This is a genomic window from Arthrobacter sp. N199823 (genome assembly GCF_002929705.1).
Classification (GTDB): domain Bacteria; phylum Actinomycetota; class Actinomycetes; order Actinomycetales; family Micrococcaceae; genus Specibacter.
This window is the reverse complement of the sequence record NZ_PJIN01000013.1, coordinates 34,730-56,212: the sequence shown is the minus strand read 5'-3', so window position 1 is coordinate 56,212 and position 21,483 is coordinate 34,730. Positions and strand designations below refer to the sequence as shown.

Here is a 21,483-nt window from a genome sequence, read left to right as displayed (position 1 = left end):
CAACAGGCAGCGCACTCCTTAGCGTGAATTTCCGTACCGATCCTCCTCAGACCCCGCTTCCGTGGGGAGAGTTGAGATGATATCGGTGGCCTTGCCCGGCAAGGCTGGATCGATCACACCACGGCCTGCCATGGTTATTTTCATTCCAGAGCGGGCCAGATGGTCCAAGATTCGTTCGTAACTCTCGAAATCTCTTCCGCCAGCGTTCGCGTACGTGATCATGAAGTGAAGAAGTTCCTTAGCGGCGCTGATCTCGGCTTCAAAAGTCGAGATCAGCAACTCGATCTGCTCAATGCTTAGATCAGGGCTGGGAACATCCGTTGGAAGACTCATCCTCATACCCTACCCACCGACGATTAGGCACTGCCCTTTTCAGGTCTATCCTGTTCTACCCCCTTGTTGCGCCAGATATGCACGAAGGCTACAGCGGGTTAAGCTGCCTGCAGGAAGCGTTGCAAGGCGGATTGGTCATTGTTATAGGGGATCCATGGGTCCCATTCGTTTCGTTCTTGGTCATAGAGGTCTTCCTCACGAATCACTGGTTCGGTGAAGCGTTCGAGGTGAGCATGCCACTGCCGGCGTTGTTCCCTGATGAGGGCGCTTTGCCGCTCGTAGTCTTCCTGGACACCCAACCATTCGGCGATTTTTCCCAAGTTGGTGGTGTGAATGATCTGCCAGAGGCCATGGCGGCGTTCTACCATGGACAGTTCTGCCAAGACGGTGAGCTCTTTGGCGACCGTGGGCCGGCTCAACCCGGTAGCACGCACGATCTCAGCAGTCGTGGGGCAGTGGCGCGCCCGTTCGACGGCCTCGTAGACCAGGGCTGATGGTGCCCCAAGGGCTCTGAAGACGGTGCGGATGCCGTGAATCTTCCCTTTTCGCCAGGCTGTGGCTTTTGCAACGTCCTCAAATTGTTCCGGCAGGCCCAACAGGTAGCTGTCGGCTCGTTTCCCGCGGGCATCTTCGATCTTGGACAGCATCCCACCAGAGTGTTTGACCAGCCGGGGGAGCAGGCGAGCAATGGTGGCGTGGTGTGTGCCCATCTCCCGGGCAAAAGACCGGCATCCCACATCAACCACCAGGGTGCCCTTGGCCCGGGCAAAGCCCAGGACCGCACGGAACAGGAACCGCAGCATGATGCCTTCCCGGCCAGTGCGGGCCAGCCGTTGGTCAAGAAAAGAGTACAGAACATTTTCAAGATCATTAATCTCGGCCTGAACCGAAATAGGCGAACGAAGGGTGCCAGCCCCCCCGCTGTGGGTTAAAGAGGGCTCTGTGTCGTATTTGTTGCTATAGCTCTTCCCTGCTTGGGGGGCGTCGTTTTTCTGGGCAACCCAGGTGGACGCGTTCTGCCATTCCTTAGCCAGCAGCGCTTCTTGGCGGGTCCGCGTCCCGTACAGGGCCCCGAGCCCGGCGAAATCGCTACTGATCCGTGCCTGAATCTCGGGCAGGCTCACTTGCCAGGCACAGAGGTGATTCAGCACGGCCATGCGAGCCTCAGAGGGGCTCTTGTACTTGGCTGTGTCGTAGATCCCCGTACGGGCGACCTGGCGCAGCACCGAGCCGCGCAACAAGACGCTCTCCGTCGAGGACGCGGATGGGGCTGTGGAACCGGTGGCCACGGTCTTAGCAGGTTTCACACGTGCGGTTTTGCGGGCACGCACCTGGTGGATGGAAGCCGCCAAGGCCTGTCGCAGGGCTGCAATGGCAGGTGCAGGGTTGCGGCGGCGCAGCACGTCGTATGCCTGGGCAAGGGGCGTGTCCAGGACTTGGTGGCCGGTCATGGATTTATGCCACGAACCTGGGGGGCGGATACATCCGTCCGTGATGTTTTGGTGGGGGCCTGGGTCAAGGCTGGGGAAGCGGGTAGCGAGGGCTTCCACGAGCTCACGAGCGTCCTCGGCTGCCAGGCGATCCTGCACCGGAATGTAAATGTGTCGGCCGCCGCTGGGGGAGTGGTCGGCAACATAGGCAAGGCCACAAGAGTCTAGAAGGGCGCCAATGGCGGTCGCGTCGGAATCCACCACGAGCTGCAGTGCCTTGGAGGTGTCAAGGTCCAAGCACAAGGTCTGCACGGAACCATCTACACCATGGACCATGACAGCAACGGCCCGATTGGGCAAGGTTTTGGAAATGCGAGGAGGACTGGCACGCGGGCGGGGATACTTTCCCTCGCGTGTGGCAAACCGCATGACGGGAACGCCAGCGATCAGCGGCGCGAGAGCAGCCCACGCCTGGGCATGGACGGAGGTGCCCGACACGATTGATGTGTCGGAGGGGGCACCTTTACCTAAAAAATCGTGTGCGTGTATGATGGAACCATTCCTAAGCAAGAGCGGGCATGACAAAGCCGCTGTTGTCGAAGTAGCTAGCAACCGTGAATCTTGGCGGATAGAGGTTTTTAGCTACCGATTGAGTGTCAGGAAAGGCCCGCAGTTTGCGGGCCTTTTGCCTTTTAAGAAGCTTTCGCGATAGGCAAGGCCCCCTGCTTTGCATCGTCAATTTTGTTGGGCAGTCCTGCATCACGATCAATGAGGGCGCCGACATAGTCGGCGAGGGAGAGTCCTGCCCTGTGGGCTGCATACCATGCCCGTTCATGTTGGGCAGGCTGCACCAAATTGTTCAAGGGTACTTTGTTCCCTTTGAGCTTGGGGGGTATGTAGTCAGCCATAGATCAAACATAAACCTCATCAAGCGCCAGCGCTAGCGCTGGCTTCGGCGTGTCGTTTAGAAACCTTCAGCAACAGCGGCAGCCGCGGCCAACCAAGCCCGTTGTGTCGTTGGTTGTAAGGCTTCATAGCGGATGGGCCCGTTGACCAAGGCCGGGTCGTAGGGGATTCGTACGACGGTGCGGACGTAGGGGAAGAACCCGTCAGCAATGCGCTGCGCTTCTGCCTTGGCGCGTTTGAGGGCGTCGCCGCTCATGCTGCGTTTGGCGTCGGTCGATTCGGAGACAATCACGACGGCGTTGCGCGCCAGCTCGGCGTCATGGCCACCACGGGATTCAAGGGTCTGCAGCGTCAGGCGGGCGGCCTCGGCGCGGTCTTCAATGGCGGTTACGGGCACCACAAGCTGGTTGGTGTGGTGGATCATCTGCCGCCAGTTAGCGGCCCTGGCTGTGTTGCCGGAATCCATAACTATGAGTCGGTAGTAGCGGGTGAGTACTTGGTGGGCAATGTCCACTTCCTCGGCAGTTACTTCGTGGTCGCCTTCTTCGTTTTCGTCCGAGCGCAGGACGTCGAACTTATCTGAGGTCTGGTGGTGGACGAAGCGGGCGATTTCGGCGGCGTTGGTGCTGGGGGAGAGTAGCGTTTGGGATGAGTCGATGAGGTCAAGGACGCTGTTGCTGTGCCCACCTTGCTCTGTGCGCCAGCCGAGCGTGCCTTGAGACTCGTTGTTGTCCCAGGCGACGGTGGCGGCGCCGCTGTAGCGGGCAAGAATGGCCGAGAGCATTACGACGGTGGGTGTCTTGTTGGCCCCTCCCTTGCGGTTGACAACGGCAACGGTGCGCGGGCCGGGCCAGTGCTGGCTCACGGTGCGAATGTCCTCACGTTCGGCCAGTTCTTCGGGTGAGGGTTCCATGCGGAAACCAAGCTTGGTGAGGGTGCCGCGCCAGCCGCGCGCGGCAGGTTCCAGGACAGGTGCGCTGACGAGGAACGAGGTGTCTTTCAAGCTTCGGCGTGTTGGTTCGGGGACCGGTGCCTCCGGACCGGTCGTGGCGGCTGGGGGTTGGTCTACTGCGGAGGCAAAGGTGACGGGAGGACCCGGTGCTGCCAGCTCCTGAATCGGCATAGGGGTCTGTATCGGGGCCGACACGGCTTCCACGGGGGCCGCTGTGGTTTCTGGTACGGAAGTGATCAACGGGGCCGCCACGGGGTCTTTTTGTCGTCGGGGGGCGGGCTTTACGGGATCGGCTTCGCTCACGGCTCCCTCGGGGGAGACAATAATCCGGCCTTGCCCGTCGGGGTCGGTGGTGGAGACTTTCACGGGCCGTCCGAGCTGGGCGGCCGTGTCGGTAATGAGGCGCAGGGCCTCGCGCAGTACGCCTGGCTCGTCTTCTGCCTGGATCGGGTGGGATGTGCCGTTGATTGTGACTTCTCCGGTGCCATTGGCCCGCAGAACGGCATCGATTTTGGGAAAGTCAAGTGCTTGGGTTTCCATCATCATTCCTTTACTTAGTGCCGTTTGGGGGTGTGAAGCGGTTGACCTGCCAGGGTTTGTCGGCGGCGGCGCGCAGCAGCTGCACGTCGTAGCTGCCGGCATCGGTCGTGAAGACGACGTTGCAGCCGAACCCATTGTTCTCATCGACTCTCAGCTGTCCCGGCCCGATGATCTTCTTTACGGGAATGTTGGCCGGGTCCACGTACTGGTAATCAGCCACGGCCTGGGAGGTCATGAGCTGGCCGAGTTCCTGAATCCATACCTTGTCCGAAACAGTGGGGCGCGCGTAGAGGGTCATGGCCTGCGTTGCTGTGTCCAGCGCGGCTTTCTTGCTGGCCTCATCCCAGGCGATACCCAAGGTGGCCGGGGCGGTGCCGCCGGGGGCTTGCTCCTTGCCGCCTGCACTAAGCGAGGCCGGGGCCGTCACGGTGCTGGTGGTTAGTTGTTCCGCCGGGGTGTTGTTGGATGCCGGCGCGCACGCTGTGCATAGCAGTACGGCTGCCGACAGGACTGTCAGGGGTCGTTTCATAGTTCCTCCGCTTACTTGCTGCCAGGCATGTACAGGAAAGCGCTTGGGACGCTGTTCTGGACCGTGCGCGTGTAATAGGTATGGTCGTTGGGGGCAGGGTTTCCGTTGTAGCCCTCTTCCACATAGCTTCCGTCTCCGTTAACGGCTTTCACGACGGCCACGTGGCCGAAGGTGGCGTCTGCGCCGCCGGCTCCCGGGGCGTACCAGACGACGGCCCCGACGCGGGGGGTCTTACCGGTGGGCCAGCCCTTCACGTCCCAGCCGTCTTTCCAGGTGACGGCCGAGCCGAGCAGCACACCGTCGGGTCGGAACGTGCCGTTGACGACCTTGTACGGGGCGCTGGTGCTGCCCAGTTGCTGGTTGACGCGCCAGAGCGCGAAGTCAACGCATTCGCGGTTGTACATCCCAAGGGGGCTGGGCTGATAGATGGGCGAATTGGGCCAGGGCAGGTCGTCGCCCTTGCCGGATTCGCCGGGAATGCCACAGGAGCTTTCCCAGCTACCATCCGTGGCCGGAACATCGCCTAGGGCGGCTGCCACTGCTACGGCTGCTGGCCAGTAGCTCTGGTAGTGGTAGGGGTCCTCGTTGCGCTGGACCCGGTTGGCTGCTTTGGTGGGCTCGAGCTTTTCCCAACCATCCACCTTCTGCAGGGCCTTGAAAAAGTTCGTGGCCGAGATAGTTGGGTCCATGCGGTCCGTGTAGCTGCCCCATGCGCCGTTGTCGCGCTGTTGGAACAGGCCTCGGGAGTCCGGGCCGGGACCGTCGCCATAGTTGAGGACTTTCAACCCGGATTCACCCATGGCGGTCATGACGCCGATGGTCTGTCCTCGGGCCGATAGTTTGAGGGCCTTTCCGGCATTGATCACCAGGGCCGCATTTTTCAGTTGCTCACCCTCGTAGCCGGCTATGGGAACTTTGGGGAGCTTGCTTTCGTCCACACTGATGCTGCCGCCTGTGGGAGTGCAGACGTTGGCGGCGGCTTTGTCTCCGCCGCCAAACAGAATAATGGAAAGAACCAGGAAGATCGGAGCAAAAATTGCTGCCACGATCACGACGGGCCCGGTCTTAACGTTCTGCATGTGCCCCCCTTAACTGCATCGCACTGGCTCTCTAGTCGGCGTTCGGATTCGGTACTTCACCCATCCGCAGCGAGTTGCGGTTGTCCCATACCCAATCCCTGACTTCATCCCGGGAAATCAGCCAAGTCTTTTCGATCTGGTAGGCCGGGATCACTCCTGTCTGCAACCACTTGTAGGTGGTCTGCTTCGACTGATTCAACGCCTCAGAAAGCTGCGTGACCGTCATTCGCTCCGGGTACGCGCCAAACAGTGCGTCCAGGTACTTCCTATCCATTAGGACATTTCCCCATTCCATGGATATACAATACAGTATAAATCAGTACAATCTAGTATCATTGAGTACATAGGTTACCTTTCAGTGAAAGTGCTTACAGATACGATCATTGCGGAGATGACAGGGGGATACTAAATGCCAGTTTCAAAGAACCGCTGGATAAGTCTCGGCAATGAGCCCGTTGACGATCCAGCACCCGTAATAGCTCATGAGCCGTCAATGCTCCTACTCACGGGGCCATCAAAACCCCAACTCAGTGTCCCTCAGCCGGATCATGTGGACCGGCTTCCGCGCCGAAGCGTCGCGGACGGCTCTGCGGACTACTGGTGGTTGGGAGTCCACGGTGGAGCAGGGGAATCCTCCCTGGCTCGCCTCGACAAAAGTACCCGTGCTGCCGAGCATCATTGGCCACAGGACGCTGCCGGCGCAGTCGTCGTCTTGGTTGCACGGTCCAACATTCACGGCCTGCGGGCAGCCCAACGTGCTGCGACTGAATGGGCCTCGGGGTCATTGCCAGGCATCCAACTTGCCGGCCTTGTCGTCGTGGCCGATGCCCCGGGCCGGCTTCCTAAAGAAATCCGTGATTTCGCCCGGGTTGTGGGCGGGGGAGTTCCGCACTTGTGGCACGTGCCCTGGATTGAGGGTTGGCGATTGGGCCACGAAGTGCCCCATGACCTGCTCCCCAGAGATTTGCGCACTGTACTTGAGCAAGTGCGTATTGCTGCATCATCAACCACGGCCGAATTCCCGGCTAACTAGAAAGCAGGAAAACCATGTTGCTCTCCAAAGCTTTGCACTGGTCCGGCGTCATAATCGCTGAGGTTCCCAACCCCGGCACGGGGACGGCCCCTCCCGGGTCCGAGGGAATCCTCACCATCCTCCAATGGGTCGCTTGGATTGTCTTTGCCCTCGCTGTCGTCGGCATCCTCGTCACAGCCGGAACCATGATGGTGAACAACCGTCGCGGTGAAGGCGGCGAGCACGCAGGACGCCTGTCATGGGTTCTCGGCGGCTGCATCCTCGCCAGCGTCGCCTCCGCCCTTGTAGGCGCACTCATCTAAGGAGTAGAGCCATGACTGAGCCAGCAGAAACGAACGAAGCCCAAAATCCACTGACGAAGCCTAAGTTCATCATCTCGGCCGTAGTCGTGGCACTACTTGTCGCTCTGGGCCTCATCTTTGCCTTGACTCCTAGAGGGAGCGGAACGGCCACCCCGACAACAGCCCCGAACAATAGCCCAACAGCTACCAACAGCCAGTCTGATGCATCGTCCAGTGCTAGCGTGTGCGGCCTTCCCGCCGGTAACCAGAGCAAGCCGGCGACACCGCCTACTGACACCACATGGGAATTGGTTGGGAAGGTTGCTGCACCAACATCACCGAAGCAATACGGGCCAGGAACGACGGTGGCTGACGGCCTGCGCTCCTGCTTTGCTCACTCGCCCACAGGGGCGCTATATGCAGCTGCCAACGTCACAACGCTTTCAGCGATCGGAAAGACTCGCCTTGTCCTAGAGAATCTGGCCGTTCCAAGTCCGGAAAGGGACGCCCTTCTAGGCCAGCCGGAGCCGGCCCCTTCAACGGACACTGCACAACTAGCTGGATTTGCGATTCGTTCTTACAGCTCAGATCAGGCAGTGATCGACTTGGCGTTCAGGGGAGCAAACGGGGCGTTTGTATCTATCCCTGTTCCCCTGAAATGGTCTGGCGGCGATTGGAAAATTATTGTCCCTGCGACTGGTAGCACTGGAGCTGGGCAGATTGCTGATCTAACCGGCTATATCCCCTGGGCAGGTGTGTAATGGCATGCACGGGGTGGGACTTCTTTAATCCCGGATGCCAGGTAGGCCAAGTCGTCCAAGACGCAGCTGGTGACACCATCAAGAACATGGCAAAAGCCATTGCTGATGCTGTGGGACAGACAGTTCAAACCCTTGGTACGTTCTGGGTCAATGTCGGTACTCCGAACTTGACGTCTTCCCCCGGGGGCAGTGATGCCAGTGATCCCGTTGCATTCTTGCAAAACAGTCTTTGGTTCTGGACGGCTGCCCTGGCCGTGCTGTCTGTCTTGGTGGGCGCAGCAAAGGTGATCATCGAGCGCAGGGGCGCACCCATGCGTGACCTCGGCCGGTCACTGGCAACCCTTGTTGTCATTTCCGGTGCGGGTGTTGGAGCCATTGGTTTGCTTACCGTTTCGGCGGACAAATTCTCCGTATGGATCATTGAAAACTCCACTGGCCAGACCTTCAACGAAAACATTACGGCCATGCTGGCGATCACAGCGAACAGTCCCCTTGGGTCCATCATGATCATCTTGCTAGGTCTGGTTGCGATCTTTGCCTCCGTGATTCAGATCGTTCTCATGATTGTTCGCGGTGGGTTGCTTGTCGTACTGACTGGCATTTTCCCTACAGCGGCTGCCTTCACGAATACGGAAGCGGGTAAGGGCTGGTTCCAGAAGTGCGCCGCCTGGCTGATTGCTTTCATCCTCTATAAGCCAGCCGCCGCGATTGTCTACGCCACGGCATTCAAACTCGTCGGAACGAACGTCTTTGGCAACGTTGGAGACGGTAAAACTTTCGGTGCTGCCCTGTTGAGCACTGTGACCGGCCTGGCTCTGATGGTTGTTGCATTGTTCGCCCTCCCGGCTTTGATGCGGTTTGTCACTCCCATGGTCGGGGCAGTAGCTGGCGGTGGTGGGGCCTTGGCTGGTGGGGCCGTGGGCGGCCTCGCTTCGGGTGCTATCAATATGGGCAGTGCTGGCCGGGGCGGTGGTAGCTCTAGCGGCAGCGTTCCCAGTGGAGGCGGTGGCGAGTCCTCCGGTTCTTCTGGACCGTCGGGCACAGGGAGCCAGGGCGACGCTGGTTCTTCGGGAACTGCCGGTAAGGCTGGCGGCTCTGGGACTAATGGCAGCGCGCCGGCTGCATCGGGCGCTGAGGCGTCTTCGGCCGGCTCAGCTGGCGGTGGAGCTGCCGCAGCTGGTGGCGGTGCTGCTGGCGGTGGCGCAGCTGCAGGCGGTGCGGCCGGTGGTGGCGCAGCTGCAGGCGGTGCTGCCGCAGCGGCAGGCCCGGTTGGTATAGCCGCTGCTGCGGGTGTCCAGGCAGGCAAGGCCGCCGCAGGCGCGGCCAAACAGATGAGTGAAGAATCTACAGGGGGTGCCTGATATGGCGGCTATCGAGAACACGTACAGGGAACCTACCTACGGGAATTGGCGTCGGCCGCGTAAGGCCGGCATCGGGACTTTGGGAGGATTGGCCACGGCCGGCCTCTTCCTGGGACTGATCGTGACTGTGGTTTGTTTCTTCATTGGCGGCTGGCTCGCCGGTCTGATTGCGTTGATTGTGCTGGGCCTGGCTCTGGCTGTCGTGTCAATCAATGACAAGCACAACAAGTCGGTGGGTGAACGAGCATTTGGGCGACTGGCGTTCAGCTCTGCCCGTCGGCGGAAGTCCAACCTTTACCGTTCCGGCCCGCTTGGGCTGACGCCGTGGGGGGAGTTCCAGCTGCCTGGTATCTCGGCCGGCTCGAAACTGTATGAGTTCAACGACTCCTACGGCCGGCCCTTTGCCTTGATTCATCTGCCGTCAACTGCCCACTACACCGTTGTCTTTGGCACGCAGCCTGACGGGGCGTCGTTGGTCGATCCGGAGCAAGTAGACGCCTGGGTGGCTAACTGGGGCGGCTGGCTGGCTGGCTTGTCCAATGAGCCGGCCGTGGTGGCCGCGTCCGTGACGGTAGAGACTGCCCCGGATTCCGGGGCGCGTTTGCGCCGAGAAGTTGAGTCCAACATTCATGAGGACGCGCCGGAAATTGCCAAGGCCATGTTGCGCGAGGCTTTGGAAACCTACCCTCAGGGGTCGGCCACGATTCGTGCCTGGGTGGCGTTGACCTTTAGTGCCGCTGCCCGGTCCGGTGGCAAGCGGCGCACGGCTGAGGAAATCGCCCGTGATCTGGCGTCCAGGCTGCCTGGGCTGACTGAACGCCTGGAATCCACAGGAGCTGGCGCCTGCGCCCCGTTGGCTGCGCAGGAGCTGTGCGAGGTTGTGCGGATTGCCTATGATCCGGCGGCTGCACGCCTCATTGACGAAGCTCACTATCAGGGCACACCGGTTGATCTGGGCTGGGGCGACGTTGGCCCTTCGGCCCATCAGGCGAATTGGGACGGCTACCGGCACGACTCGGGCCACTCGGTGTCCTGGACTATGACCGGTGCCCCGCGCGGGCACATCCTCTCCTCCGTGCTTGCCAGGCTGGTGGCTCCTCATGGGGAGATTGACCGTAAGCGTGTCACGCTGCTGTACCGGCCGATTGAGTCCGGCCGGGCGGCGGCCATTGTTGAGTCTGACCAGACAAATGCGCTGACCAGGGCGTCATCGACAAACCGGCCCACGGCCCGCTCACTCGTGGATGCACGCGCGGCGCAGGCCACGGCAGCTGAGGAAGCCAAGGGGGCCGGGCTGGTCAACTTTGGCATGGTCGTCACGGCCACTGTGCTCTCATCTGAGGGTCTGGCGGACGCCGTGGCCACGGTGGAAGGCAACCTTGGCCCGTCAGCGCGGTTGCTCCTACGCCGGGCTTATGGTTCCCAAGATTCGGCCTTTGCGGCGTCGCTGCCGCTTGGCTTGGTTCTGCCCAAGCATTTGAAGGTTCCCGAAGAGATCCGCGAGGCTATGTGATGTTCGGCAGCAAGACACAGCATAAGAGGACCAGCACCAAGACGCGGACGCTCCCAGCCGCCGTGGTCCGCCGTCCGGGTTTGCGGGGCTGGCGTGGCCGTGGCCAGGGTGAAGCGGCCTATGTGACGGCCGCCGATGAGTGGCGCGGCACGTCCGTGCAGGTCTGCGGTATGTGGCCCTTTGTTGGGGGCAGCGGTACACCGATTCTCGGTGTACCAATTGGGGTTCATACGGACACGGGGGCACCGTTTGGCGGTGATCCTATTAGCTGGTTCATGCACGGGATGATCAACAACCCGTCCATGTTTGTCCTGGGTCTGCCTCACTATGGCAAGTCCACACTGGTGCGGCATATGGTCCTGGGCTTGGCGGGCCGGGGCATTAACCCGCTGATCCTGGGGGACTTGAAGCCTGACTATGTGGACCTCATCAAGGCCATGGGTGGCCAGGTCATTAGCCTAGGTCCGGGCCGTGGGCACCTGAACGTTCTTGATCCTGGCGAGGCTACTGGCGCGGCCGTTCGGCTGCTGACGGCTGCCGAAGAGAACCGGGCCAAGGCTAATCGTGCTGCGGATGAGAACGAGAAGAAGCGGCTGCTGGGCGCGGCCGTGAAAGCTGAAAAGCTGGCCGAAGAACTCATGGCCGATGCCCATAACCGCCGGCTGAACATGGTGACGGCGCTGATTACAATTGTGCGGAATCAGAAGCCCAGCGCTCACGAAGAATCCATGATCGACCGGGCGCTGCACATTCTGGATGAACGTCTGGAACGGGTGCCGTTGATCGGGGATTTGATCGAGGTCATTAAGGCCGCTCCTGACGAGCTGCGCGATATTGCCCTAGATCGTGGGGACATGGAGCGTTACTTGGACGCCACGGACCAGCTACGCACCTCGCTCTACTCCCTCAACGGTTCGGGCCGCTTCGGGGATATGTTCTCGCAGCCAACGGATCAACCGATGAACCTAGGAAAGCCGGTCGTCTTCGATCTTTCGGGAATTTCAGATACCCAGCGGGACATTCAAGCGGCCTCGCTGCTGGCCTGCTGGTCTACCGGCTTCGCTACGGTGCAGGTCGCTCACGCCCTGGCTGATGCGGGGCTCGAACCCCGCCGGAACTACTTTGTGGTGATGGATGAGCTGTGGCGGGCGCTGCGCTCCGGTGAAGGCATGGTGGACCGGGTAGATTCCCTGACCCGCCTGAACCGTACTGAGGGCGTGGGGCAGGCCATGATCACTCACACCATGAGCGACTTGGAGGCATTGCCCACAGAGTCCGAACGGATGAAAGCCCGCGGATTCGTGGAGCGCTCCGGCATGGTGGTGTGTGGTGCCCTGCCAGGAGGAGAAATGGAGAAGCTGAACAAGGCTGTGACGCTCTCTCGGGCGGAACAGGCCCGGCTCATTTCCTGGGCTGACCCCGGCTCCTGGACGGACGTGGGCGGCTCCCGCAAACGGGTACGGCCCGGGCTGGGAAAGTTTCTTTTCAAGGTCGGCGGCCGCCCTGGTATTCCGGTGGCTTTGAAGCTGACCAGTGTTGAAAAGTCGCTGCACGATACGAATAAGCGCTGGCACGATGAGGGGGAAGAATAATGGGTGCACCCAGTAGCAACAAGCGGTCCCAGCTGGGCGGCGAAACGATCATTCTTTGGGTGATCATTACAGTGGTGGTTCTGGGTGTCGGCTCCGTAACCGGGGCTGTGCATTTGGGGTCGTTGCTGTCCGGCGACGGCCAGCAACTCCCGGGCAACCCGTTCGCCCTGGTCGTCGGCCTGTTCAAGGGCACCGTCGTGTGGCCGGCTGCTGCCACCTGGGCCTTGATCGGCTTGGGCGTGGTTGTTCTGGCCCTGGCCGTGTTGGTGCTGCGGGTGGTGCTGCGCCGGAAGTCCAAGCGGTCCCGCGTGGACGTTGCCGCCCAGCACATGGCCAAGGGCAAGGACTTGCGGGCCCTGAGCCTGCGAGGGGCAACGGCCACGGCCGAACGCCTCGGCGTGAAGGGCTCACCCGGTGTGCCGGTCGGTAAAACCGTCCTTGGCAAGCAGATGGTTTTTGGCTCGTGGGAAGACATGCACATCGACATTTGGGGGCCTCGAACAGGTAAGACGACCTCGAGGGCGATCCCGGCGATTCTCGCCGCCCCGGGCGCGGCCCTGGTCACCTCCAACAAGCGCGACATTGTGGACGGCACTCGTGACGTGCGCGCCGCAGAAGGTCCAGTGTGGGTCTTCGATCCCCAGTCAGTGGCCCTTGAAGAACCGGCCTGGTGGTGGAACCCGCTCTCCTACGTGACGGACGAAGTACGAGCTGCACGACTCGCTGACCATTTTGCATCCGGCTCTCGCGGTCCCGATGCGAAAACGGATGCCTATTTCGACCCGGCCGGGCAGGACCTCCTCGCCGGCCTGCTGCTCGCTGCCGCACTCGACGGTCAACCCATCACGCAGGTGCACACCTGGTTGACGCGGCCGACGGACGATGAGGCCGTGGACATTCTCAAAACCCACGGATTCACCCAAACGTCCAACGCAGTGGCCGGCGTCGTCAACGCTCCCGATAAGCAGCGTGGGGGTGTCTACGGCACGGCGCTGCAAATGGCGTCCTGCCTGACTAATCGCCAGGTGTCCCGGTGGGTCACCCCGCAGGGTCCGGCCGACACACGGCCACAGTTTGACCCTTCCGCGTTCGTGCGGTCCAAGGGCACCCTGTACAGCCTCTCCAAGGAGGGCAAGGGAACCGCCGGCCCGTTGGTGACCGCGTTGACCGTGGCCACGGTGGAAGCGGCTGAAGAACTAGCCGTGCATTCCCCGGGTGGCCGCTTGGCCACACCCATGATTGGTGTTCTGGATGAGGCGGCCAACGTCTGCCGCTGGCGCGAGCTGCCAAACCTGTACAGTCACTACGGCTCCCGTGGCATTGTCCTGATGACCATTCTTCAATCCTGGTCCCAGGGCGTGGAAGTCTGGGGGCGCGACGGTATGCGCAAGCTCTGGTCAGCGGCGAATATCAAGGTCTACGGGGGAGGCGTGGCAGAAGCGGAGTTCTTGAACGAGCTGGCGCAGCTGGTGGGGGAGTACAAGTACTCCAACACCACCCAGAGCCGTTCCAAACAAGGCACGTCCTACAGTCATGACGACGACCGTAAAGAACGGACTTTGGACGTTTCGGACCTCGCCGCATTCCCCCGGGGCAGGGCAATCATGTTTGCCTCCGGTGCGCCGGCCGCCCTTCTGGAAACAGTGCCGTGGATGAGCGGACCACACGCGGAGGCTGTCAGAGCGTCCATTGCTGCTCATGATCCGGCGAACCGGCCGGCGGCCACCGCTGTCAACCGTTGGATTGCTGCGGGGGCCTCCGATGAGTGACGGTTTGGGGGAGTGGGACGACGAGCTGGACGGCACAGCTACAGCCGCCGATCCTGTAGAAGAGGGCAAGGATGCCCCTGAACTGTTCTATGCCAACGTGGCCGAGTTCGTGGGGCAGAAGCTGTCCCCGACGTATCGCCGGCACATCAACCCTGCCGGCGGAATCACTTGGTGCCCGCAATGGTGGAAGCATGCCGAAGCGATTAGCCGGCTTGAAGCGCTCTGGCGTGCCTGGGAGTTTCTGCGCATGGACGGTGCCACGGGCATGAGTGTGTGGTGGCGTGACCACGCTGACCACCACATGTCCGTGCTGCTCTCGGGCGACGGCCCTTTCAAGGGCTGTAGCCCGGATGACGGGCACAAGGCCAAGCTGCCGCCGCTGCCCTGTGAAGAACCGCCAGAGGGTCTGTTCTAACCGCTGCACACACTGAACGGCTCGTCTACGCATGTTTGTTTAGGACTAGACCGGATTAATTCGACCTACCTCAAACGACCGTAGAACGAAGTAGAGATTGGAACACCACGGCAGACCCCATCATGGCCGGAATGAGCGCCCTTAATCTGAGTTGGGACACTCCTTATCGACTCCTGGCATCATTTGTGAGCATTGGTTGCGCCTGCGTCCTCTGGGGCTGGGTTGACGCTTCCAGCCCATTTGATGCGCTTGGACAGCTTGTGGCAACCCTCGGCGTGCACCCGGCACCGGACGTCGCCCAGAACATCACAGACTGGCTGACGATGCGGCAGACAGTGGTGGTGCCCCTCGCATGGTTTTTTCTTCTTACGGGGGTTGCCTTTAACGTTGGCGACGGTAAAGGTCTTTCTACAATTCCCGGAGCATGGCGAGGTGCCCCCACCGCCCTTATAGCCTTGGTCGTCATCTGGGAAGTAACCCCAACGGCGGTCCCTGTGCTGGCCGTATGGGCGGTGGTTGTTGCTGTCGTTCTCTCTGTGGCCGCTTTCCTCAGCAAAAATGAAAAGCTCGGGTCGTGGCTTGGTGCAACGTTCCGCAACTTCTCGTCCTCGGCATTGTTGGGGTGGCTTGTGAATTCGTCGAATATCCGACGCTAAGGCGTGTGAGGTAGGCGTTCGGTAACGATAGTTCGTCTATTACTAAAGCAAGCCCGGATTTGGGAATTGAGCCGGTAGGCTACTGGTGGTTAATTTTTTGCTTGCGTTGGCAAGCTTGGGGGATAAGGATCCAGATGAAGAAGTCTTTAGTACTGATTGCGGCCGCATCGATTGCTCTCGTGCTCAGCGGGTGCGCCGGACCGGCGGCCGAAAGCAAGGGATCTGATGCAAAGAGCTCCTCGAGTGAGACGAGTGCTGCTTCGACTACGGCACCGAAAAGCGACTCGTCATTCAAGGACGGCGTACTCACCACTGCGGAACTGAAGATTGAAATCACCGACCACAAGGTCATCGCGGTAGGCGCGGAGGGTAATGAGTATGGCAAGAAGCCCGTCATTGCGTTCTGGTACAAGACCACGAACCTGAGTGCAAAGGATGTCAGTCCGATGAATTTCTTGTTCAACCTCACGGCGTACCAAGACAACAACCCTAATGCTGAAAACAAGCTTGAGGTTGGGGCTCTTCCCGATGACAGCTTCCTGGAGAGCCAGACGGAGAAGATCAAGAAGGACGGAACCGTTGAAAATGCGATCGCCTATGAACTTGACGACGAAGAAACTCCTGTGGATCTCGTTGCATCAATCGATATGGGTATGACCGAACTCGGCAAGACGAGCTACAAGCTCAAGTAGGACGAACCGCGTCCTCAAGGGGCAGTGATCGCAAAAAATATTGTTCCTGGTGAGTTCGACAATGCTGGAGCTTGTTTCGCATGTCGATATGCTCTTAGTGGCCTATCGAGATGCGGAACAAGAGCTTCGGACCCTGCGGCGGCAGGCTTCCCGGCGGCGTTCCTGACCGCGCCTATGGTTTGTGCCTAAGAGCTTCGCTTGGTTTCTCCCCGCGCATGGGTGTATGAAGGGGAACCTTGTGAATTCGTTGAATATTCGACGCTAAGCCTAGGTACGTCCGTCAACGATCGTTCGCGAGACACTCCAACCACGCTTTACGGAACCACAGAACTGCGCGGCCTACGATGTAACGCTTCCCGTGTACGCGCCAATGTAACGGTCACCGGCCTATGTGATACACAATGCCTGCAAAGGGCTGCACCAGATCTACAAACTGAACGGATTGCCACTGGCGGCACCTTCAGGAGAGCCGAGTCCTAACGTCGGATATTTCACTTTTTCACATTATGGCCGCTATTTCATCCAATACTCTATTGAGGTTAGTTAAATTAGTCCGAGGATCGTCGCCATTTATGCAGGTCAGGGCCCTAATCCGTCTCTGGACTCCACTTGGATATTTTTCTCTACCTTGTCTCCGTGCAGGTCAGAAAGCTTCCTGACCTGCACCCTTGCAATCAGATTGCATCTGATGAAAGATATATTCATCTAATGCAAGATGTGGAGGGGGTGTTTTTGGATGGTCGGGAATAGCTTTGCACCTGGGGCACCGAGTCTGCATCTGATCGGTGATCTGCCCTTGCTGCGGCCGGAGGAACAGGTCTTCACGGCCATGTTGGATGGTTGGCGCAACCAGCAGTTGGCCCGCAACTTGGCATTCTCCACGATCGAGGGTCGTGAGAAGGCGGTGCGAGCATTCGCCCTACATGCCGACGCTTTCCCGTGGGCCTGGACGCCGCTGATGGTGGATGAGTGGATGGGTGATTTGCGGTCGGTCCGGAATCTGCACCACTCCACATTGCGGACCTACCAGGGGACCATCCGTTCCTTTTGCGGGTTTGTGACCGACCCGGGCTATGGCTGGGCGACCATTTGCCAGGATCGCTTCGGCACCCACCCGATACAGGTGATCCACGAGTGGAACGCGGCCGTGCATGTTCAGGAGGCCGAATCTGGCCCGGTGAAGCGTGCCTTCACGCGTGATGAGTTGCAGGCGTTCTTCGATTATGCCGATGAACAGGTTGTGCGGGTGCGCGGGCGTGGACGCAAGGGTTGGTTGCCGGCTTTCCGTGATGCGATGCTCTTCAAGACGGCTTATGCTTTCGGGCTGCGCCGCAACGAGGCGAGGATGCTGGATGTTGTGGATTTTGGCCGCAATCCCCAAGGGTCGGAGTTTGGGGACTACGGCGTTCTCTATGTCCTTCATGGCAAGGCCATGAAGGGCTCTGCGCCCAAGCGCCGCAGTGTGTTGACGGTCTTTAATTGGTCGGCGGAGATTTTGCAGCAGTGGACTGAAGAGGTCCGTCCCTTGTTCTCCACGGCTGGTTCCGGGGCGCTGTGGCCTTCGGAACGTTCCCCGCGTGTGGGATTTACCCAGATGAATACCCGTTTCGGGACCTATCGGGACAGTCTCGGTCTGGATAAGGGTCTGGATTTTCATTCCTTTCGGCGCTCCTACGTCACGCACCTGATCGAGGACGGCTGGGATGCGAGGTTCGTTCAGGAACAAGTAGGACACGAACACGCTTCCACGACCTCGATCTACACGTGTGTCTCTTCAGACTTCCGCACCAGAACACTCCGCCGTGCCCTGGACACCACGCTTGCTGCTGCCTTGCAGCTGGAAAGGAAACTTTGATGAAACGCCAGGTAAGTTACCAATGGAGGCTGCGGGAAGTCATGGCCACCCGGGGGATTTTCAACGCCACCGACCTGTCCCCGCTACTGCTTCAGCGCGGCATTGAGCTGTCCTCGGTGCAGGTCTGGCGGCTGGTTACTCAGGTCCCGGAGCGGCTTTCTCTGCCAGTTCTTGCCGCGCTCTGCGACATCCTGGATGTGACCCCTGCCGAGCTGATCGCCACCCGGGCAGAGGCCGTGGCTCCACGCCGCACGGCCACCGGTGGTGCCGAGGTCGTGGATCTCGCGGCCACTATCCGGCCCAAGCGTGCCCGGATCACCCCCGCACGGTGAGTCCGTCCTACGACAGCCGTGAAAAGTATGAGCGGTGGCATATACGGATCTGCGCTCGTTGCGGCCGGCAAGCTGCCAAGGCGGCGAACTGGTCAGATGGGCCAATCTGTCGGAACTGCCTCGATAAGGCCAGCCGCACCTACGGTTCCTGCACCGGCTGCGGTACGGAGCGTCTATTGCCGGGCCGGGACAGCACTGGCCAACCTGTTTGCCGAGATTGTGCAGGAATTAGCCGCGATTTCTTCTGCGATCGTTGTCATTTTGAGGGACGTTTACTTGGTGGAAGGTTGTGCGAACGCTGCACCCTCACTGACCGTCTGCGCTCACTGCTCGATGATGGAACCGGCCGGATCCATCCGCCACTGATCCCGCTTTTTGATCAGCTCAGGACCATGCAGAAGCCTGTCTTGGGGCTGGGCTGGATCCAGAGTGCCCAGCCCCACGCGATGCTCAGAGATATTGCCGCCGGGCGACTTGCCTTGACCCATGAAGCATTCCAGCAAGTACCCAATTGGAGAAGCGCTGCCTATCTACGCGATCTGCTCATGCAAAGCGGAGTCTTGCCGCTCAAAGACAGGCAACTCCTCCTCTTTGAACGATGGCTGGAGACCCATCTGGGCGCCGTGGCCGATCCCGACCATGCCAAGCTGCTGCGCCGTTTCGCCACCTGGCATCAACTACGCAAGCTACGGGCCAAAGCAGCTAAAGCCCCGCTGGGCGATTCGACAGTCCGGGAAGCCCATGAGCAACAAATCCAGGCTTTGGCGTTCCTGAACTGGCTCAACCACCGCGGCACCGCCGTAAACGACACCCGGCAAGGCGATCTGGACGCCTGGCAAAGCGAGAACTATTTCACGCGCCGGGCGTCCCACGCATTCCTGACCTGGTGCATGAACACGGGCCGCATGCCCGTCCTGACCATCCATTCCCGACAAGCGGCGCGTCAGGCGCCTATGAGTCAACACCACAGAATCAACGCCATCCGACGCCTTCTCGCCGAGGAGAATATCCCGCTGCATGCCAGAATAGCGGGCCTGTTGGTTCTGCTCTACGCCCAGCCTGCAACACGCATCGTCAGGCTCACGGTCGGGGACATCACCACAGATTACAACACCACCACCATCCGGTTTGGTGATCCTCCGACACCGGTACCCGAATCAGTGGCCCGGCTCCTGCAGGACTACCTGACGAACCGCATCAACCTGGACGCCGCAACCAACCCCGGATCCCACTGGCTCTTCCCCGGACAACGCGCCGGTCAACCCATTCACCCGGTCACCCTCCGGGCCTTCCTGCACAAACAAGGCATCCCACCCCAACGCGGACGAACCTCCGCACTACGACACTTAGTGCTCCAAGTACCGGCCCCCGTCCTAGCCCAGGCGCTCGGCTACCACCACACCAGCACCACCAGAATCGCCGCAGAATCCGGTTCCCCTTGGTCCGGCTACGCATCAGGAGGCCACGACTAGGCAACCGCAGACGGAATCCAGAAACCACACGAAAGCAGGCAACTCTAATACAGACCATCACCAGCAAGCCCCAAAAAAAGATTTGTCACTTGTGAGACGTTTTGGTTTCACAGGACATAAGTAGGCATAAGGGAAGCAGTTGCATGGGAATTGGGGGGAGACATGGAGCACTATACGGATATCGAGACCGACCGCAACATGTCTCTTGACATTGCGTTGCTGTCCCTAGTCCAGTCCGGAGACAGGGATGCCTTCCGGCAGATATATGAACGCCACTTCAAGGCGGTGGCGTGGATCGCTTTGAGGTTCCTTGGCTCCAAAGAGCTCAGCGAAGATGCCGTTCAAGCAACGTTTCTCGTTCTGTGGCAGAAGTCGAAAGAGATCGTTCTCGCCGACTCGTCACTCATGCCGTGGCTTGCGACAGTGTGTAGGTTGCAGTGCCGCAATATCCAGAAGAAAGAATGGCGACGAGACCACACCTCCATCGATGATTTCCCCCAACTCCAAGCGGGGGATCGCTCCCTTGAGGATCAGGTCATCGATGCGGCACTGATCCAGAGCCTTGATCGCGAGATTTCCAAAATGTCCCAGGTCGACCGCGAAATTTTCCGGCTCTGTCTCATCGAAGGATTCAGCTACGACAGTGCCGCCCAGAGCTTGGGCATAACGAAGTCATCCGTTCGCAACAGGCTTTCCCGCCTGAAGTTGAAACTCCGTACTTTTCTCACAGCAAAAAATTGAAGGAGGAACCATGTCTAACTCATATGACCGTCAGTGGCCCTCAGATGCAGATATGGACCGGATCTGGGATTCCACTCAGACGGCCATTACCAAGCAGGCAAAGACCGCCCACCGGCGTAAAGTCACCCTGATCGCCGGATCTGGCGCCCTGGCACTGGGCATCACGGCAGGTGCAATTATCATTCCAGCTACACAAACTCAACTGGATTCAACGGCACGCTGCTACAGCGACCAGAGCACGGAATCCCAGTATTCCGACGTAGCCCTAGCAGACGGCCAAGCGGAGCTCAACCAGTCCAGCGCCATAACCAACTGTGGAGCAGCCTGGGCCTACGGAAACATCACCCTCGGGCAGGTCCACATCACGGACAACCAACAGCCAATCGCCGCGGCCCCGCCGTTAGGCGTATGCCTCCAACCCAACGACATCTTGGCAGTGTTTCCACTCACCAGTGCAGCTGGGACGGTCCTGACCCCAGAGGAACTTTGCCAGAAGCTCAGTCTACGTGCAGCAACCAAATAATTGAGTTTGGGTGCCAGCTAATCCGCTAAGAAAAGTGCTGGCGCCCAAACTGGACAGACCACTAGAGAAACCTCTAATTGTGTCGAAAATCATCATACGTCACTACTGAGGGGTTCAAATGAAAGTTTCAAAACAAACACTAAAACTGTCTGTGTCCGTTGTGGCGGCTGCGCTGATCGGGATGTTCTCCATCGCCCCGGCCAGCGCCTCAACACAGAAGGGAGAAAGCGCCGATGCGAGCAATCAGGTTTGCGTCGCCCAGATTGAGACCGGAAGCCAAACTTGCTACACCGAGGGAACAGACTGGGCAAGCGCAACCGAAAAGCTGACCGGCACGCCCGTGATTGTCGCTGCCACCGCAGCCGAATACAAGGCGAGCTACGATGCTCTGGCGTCTCGATCCCGCACGGTCTCACCCATGGCCGTGACCATCATTCTCGGGTACATCTATGACGACATCAACTACGGCGGGGGCAGCACCTACATCACCGGTCAGGCTGGCTCCGGCAGCTCTTGCGGCGGTCAAAACTGGTACTACAACAACCTCGGAACAATCGGCTGGAACGACCGGGCAAGTGCCATGCAACCCCGCAGTGGATGCAATATGAAGATCTGGGAGAACGCCAACCAAGGAGGCGCCCATGTAGGAGGATATTCCAACAATCCTTGGTTGGGTGTTCTTAGCGACAAGGGAACCTCCCTGTCCTGGACGCCATAA

General features: G+C 59.9%; 23 protein-coding genes. 17 read left to right on the top strand and 6 right to left on the bottom strand.

The window, feature by feature from the left end; all coding sequences use genetic code 11:
* Window positions 1-18: 18 nt before the first annotated feature.
* The 6 genes from CXQ93_RS18505 to CXQ93_RS18475 form a co-directional block, all read right to left on the bottom strand.
* The gene (locus CXQ93_RS18505) at window positions 19-333 is read right to left on the bottom strand and encodes a hypothetical protein (protein ID WP_104111892.1); all 315 of its coding nucleotides are present in this window, start codon (window positions 331-333) and stop codon (window positions 19-21) included.
* Between the two features lie 98 nt (window positions 334-431).
* Complete coding sequence (locus CXQ93_RS18500) at window positions 432-2,261, bottom strand: hypothetical protein (RefSeq protein WP_258069106.1); 1,830 nt, start codon at window positions 2,259-2,261, stop codon at window positions 432-434.
* Window positions 2,262-2,727: 466 nt separating this feature from the next.
* Complete coding sequence (locus CXQ93_RS18490; protein WP_104111890.1) at window positions 2,728-4,164, bottom strand: chromosome partitioning protein ParA; 1,437 nt, start codon at window positions 4,162-4,164, stop codon at window positions 2,728-2,730.
* A gap of 7 nt (window positions 4,165-4,171) precedes the next feature.
* Window positions 4,172-4,690 (bottom strand): hypothetical protein, encoded by a 519-nt coding sequence (locus tag CXQ93_RS18485; RefSeq protein ID WP_104111889.1) that lies wholly within the window; start codon window positions 4,688-4,690, stop codon window positions 4,172-4,174.
* A gap of 11 nt (window positions 4,691-4,701) precedes the next feature.
* Window positions 4,702-5,769, bottom strand: coding sequence for a CHAP domain-containing protein (locus CXQ93_RS18480; protein ID WP_104111888.1), 1,068 nt, complete (start codon window positions 5,767-5,769; stop codon window positions 4,702-4,704).
* A 31-nt stretch (window positions 5,770-5,800) separates the two neighbouring features.
* Window positions 5,801-6,064 (bottom strand): helix-turn-helix domain-containing protein, encoded by a 264-nt coding sequence (locus tag CXQ93_RS18475; protein ID WP_104111887.1) that lies wholly within the window; start codon window positions 6,062-6,064, stop codon window positions 5,801-5,803.
* 114 nt (window positions 6,065-6,178) lie between these two features.
* Between CXQ93_RS18475 and CXQ93_RS18470 the strand changes: the two genes are divergently transcribed.
* The 17 genes from CXQ93_RS18470 to CXQ93_RS18395 all read left to right on the top strand — a co-directional run bounded on the left by CXQ93_RS18470 (window position 6,179) and on the right by CXQ93_RS18395 (window position 21,483).
* Window positions 6,179-6,802: a DUF6668 family protein gene (locus CXQ93_RS18470; RefSeq protein WP_104111886.1), complete on the top strand. Its 624-nt coding sequence runs from the start codon at window positions 6,179-6,181 to the stop codon at window positions 6,800-6,802.
* A gap of 14 nt (window positions 6,803-6,816) precedes the next feature.
* Window positions 6,817-7,104 (top strand): hypothetical protein, encoded by a 288-nt coding sequence (locus CXQ93_RS18465; RefSeq protein ID WP_104111885.1) that lies wholly within the window; start codon window positions 6,817-6,819, stop codon window positions 7,102-7,104.
* Between the two features lie 11 nt (window positions 7,105-7,115).
* Window positions 7,116-7,844: a hypothetical protein gene (locus CXQ93_RS18460; RefSeq protein ID WP_104111884.1), complete on the top strand. Its 729-nt coding sequence runs from the start codon at window positions 7,116-7,118 to the stop codon at window positions 7,842-7,844.
* Between the two features lie 86 nt (window positions 7,845-7,930).
* Window positions 7,931-9,205 (top strand): hypothetical protein, encoded by a 1,275-nt coding sequence (locus CXQ93_RS18455; protein WP_181036216.1) that lies wholly within the window; start codon window positions 7,931-7,933, stop codon window positions 9,203-9,205.
* Between the two features lies 1 nt (window position 9,206).
* Complete coding sequence (locus CXQ93_RS18450; RefSeq protein WP_104111882.1) at window positions 9,207-10,718, top strand: SCO6880 family protein; 1,512 nt, start codon at window positions 9,207-9,209, stop codon at window positions 10,716-10,718.
* Window positions 10,718-12,310, top strand: a complete 1,593-nt coding sequence (locus CXQ93_RS18445) for an ATP/GTP-binding protein (RefSeq protein ID WP_104111881.1) — start codon at window positions 10,718-10,720, stop codon at window positions 12,308-12,310. The genes CXQ93_RS18450 and CXQ93_RS18445 overlap by 1 nt, the downstream gene beginning before the upstream one ends.
* Window positions 12,310-14,079, top strand: a complete 1,770-nt coding sequence (locus CXQ93_RS18440; RefSeq protein WP_104111880.1) for a type IV secretory system conjugative DNA transfer family protein — start codon at window positions 12,310-12,312, stop codon at window positions 14,077-14,079. The genes CXQ93_RS18445 and CXQ93_RS18440 overlap by 1 nt, the downstream gene beginning before the upstream one ends.
* Window positions 14,072-14,494, top strand: coding sequence for a DUF4913 domain-containing protein (locus CXQ93_RS18435; RefSeq protein WP_104111879.1), 423 nt, complete (start codon window positions 14,072-14,074; stop codon window positions 14,492-14,494). The genes CXQ93_RS18440 and CXQ93_RS18435 overlap by 8 nt, the downstream gene beginning before the upstream one ends.
* 131 nt (window positions 14,495-14,625) lie before the next feature.
* Window positions 14,626-15,150 carry a hypothetical protein gene (locus CXQ93_RS18430; RefSeq protein WP_146073264.1) on the top strand — a complete coding sequence of 175 codons (525 nt, stop codon included), beginning with the start codon at window positions 14,626-14,628 and terminating at the stop codon, window positions 15,148-15,150.
* Window positions 15,151-15,284: 134 nt separating this feature from the next.
* Entirely contained in the window at window positions 15,285-15,842 is a 558-nt protein-coding gene (locus CXQ93_RS18425; protein WP_104111877.1) for a DUF5067 domain-containing protein, read from the top strand.
* Window positions 15,843-16,578: 736 nt separating this feature from the next.
* A complete protein-coding gene (locus tag CXQ93_RS18420; RefSeq protein WP_104111876.1) occupies window positions 16,579-17,697 on the top strand; it encodes a site-specific integrase in 1,119 nt (372 codons plus the stop codon).
* Window positions 17,697-18,029, top strand: a complete 333-nt coding sequence (locus CXQ93_RS18415) for a helix-turn-helix transcriptional regulator (RefSeq protein WP_104111875.1) — start codon at window positions 17,697-17,699, stop codon at window positions 18,027-18,029. Before CXQ93_RS18420 ends, CXQ93_RS18415 begins: the two co-directional genes overlap by 1 nt.
* A gap of 96 nt (window positions 18,030-18,125) precedes the next feature.
* Complete coding sequence (locus tag CXQ93_RS20450; RefSeq protein WP_146073263.1) at window positions 18,126-18,395, top strand: hypothetical protein; 270 nt, start codon at window positions 18,126-18,128, stop codon at window positions 18,393-18,395.
* A gap of 26 nt (window positions 18,396-18,421) precedes the next feature.
* On the top strand, window positions 18,422-19,501 hold the full coding sequence (locus CXQ93_RS18410; RefSeq protein ID WP_146073262.1) for a phage integrase family protein: 1,080 nt from the start codon (window positions 18,422-18,424) through the stop codon (window positions 19,499-19,501).
* Window positions 19,502-19,663: 162 nt separating this feature from the next.
* Window positions 19,664-20,242, top strand: coding sequence for an RNA polymerase sigma factor (locus CXQ93_RS18405; protein WP_104111873.1), 579 nt, complete (start codon window positions 19,664-19,666; stop codon window positions 20,240-20,242).
* 10 nt (window positions 20,243-20,252) lie between these two features.
* Complete coding sequence (locus CXQ93_RS18400) at window positions 20,253-20,765, top strand: hypothetical protein (protein ID WP_104111872.1); 513 nt, start codon at window positions 20,253-20,255, stop codon at window positions 20,763-20,765.
* Between the two features lie 118 nt (window positions 20,766-20,883).
* A complete protein-coding gene (locus tag CXQ93_RS18395; RefSeq protein WP_146073261.1) occupies window positions 20,884-21,483 on the top strand; it encodes a hypothetical protein in 600 nt (199 codons plus the stop codon).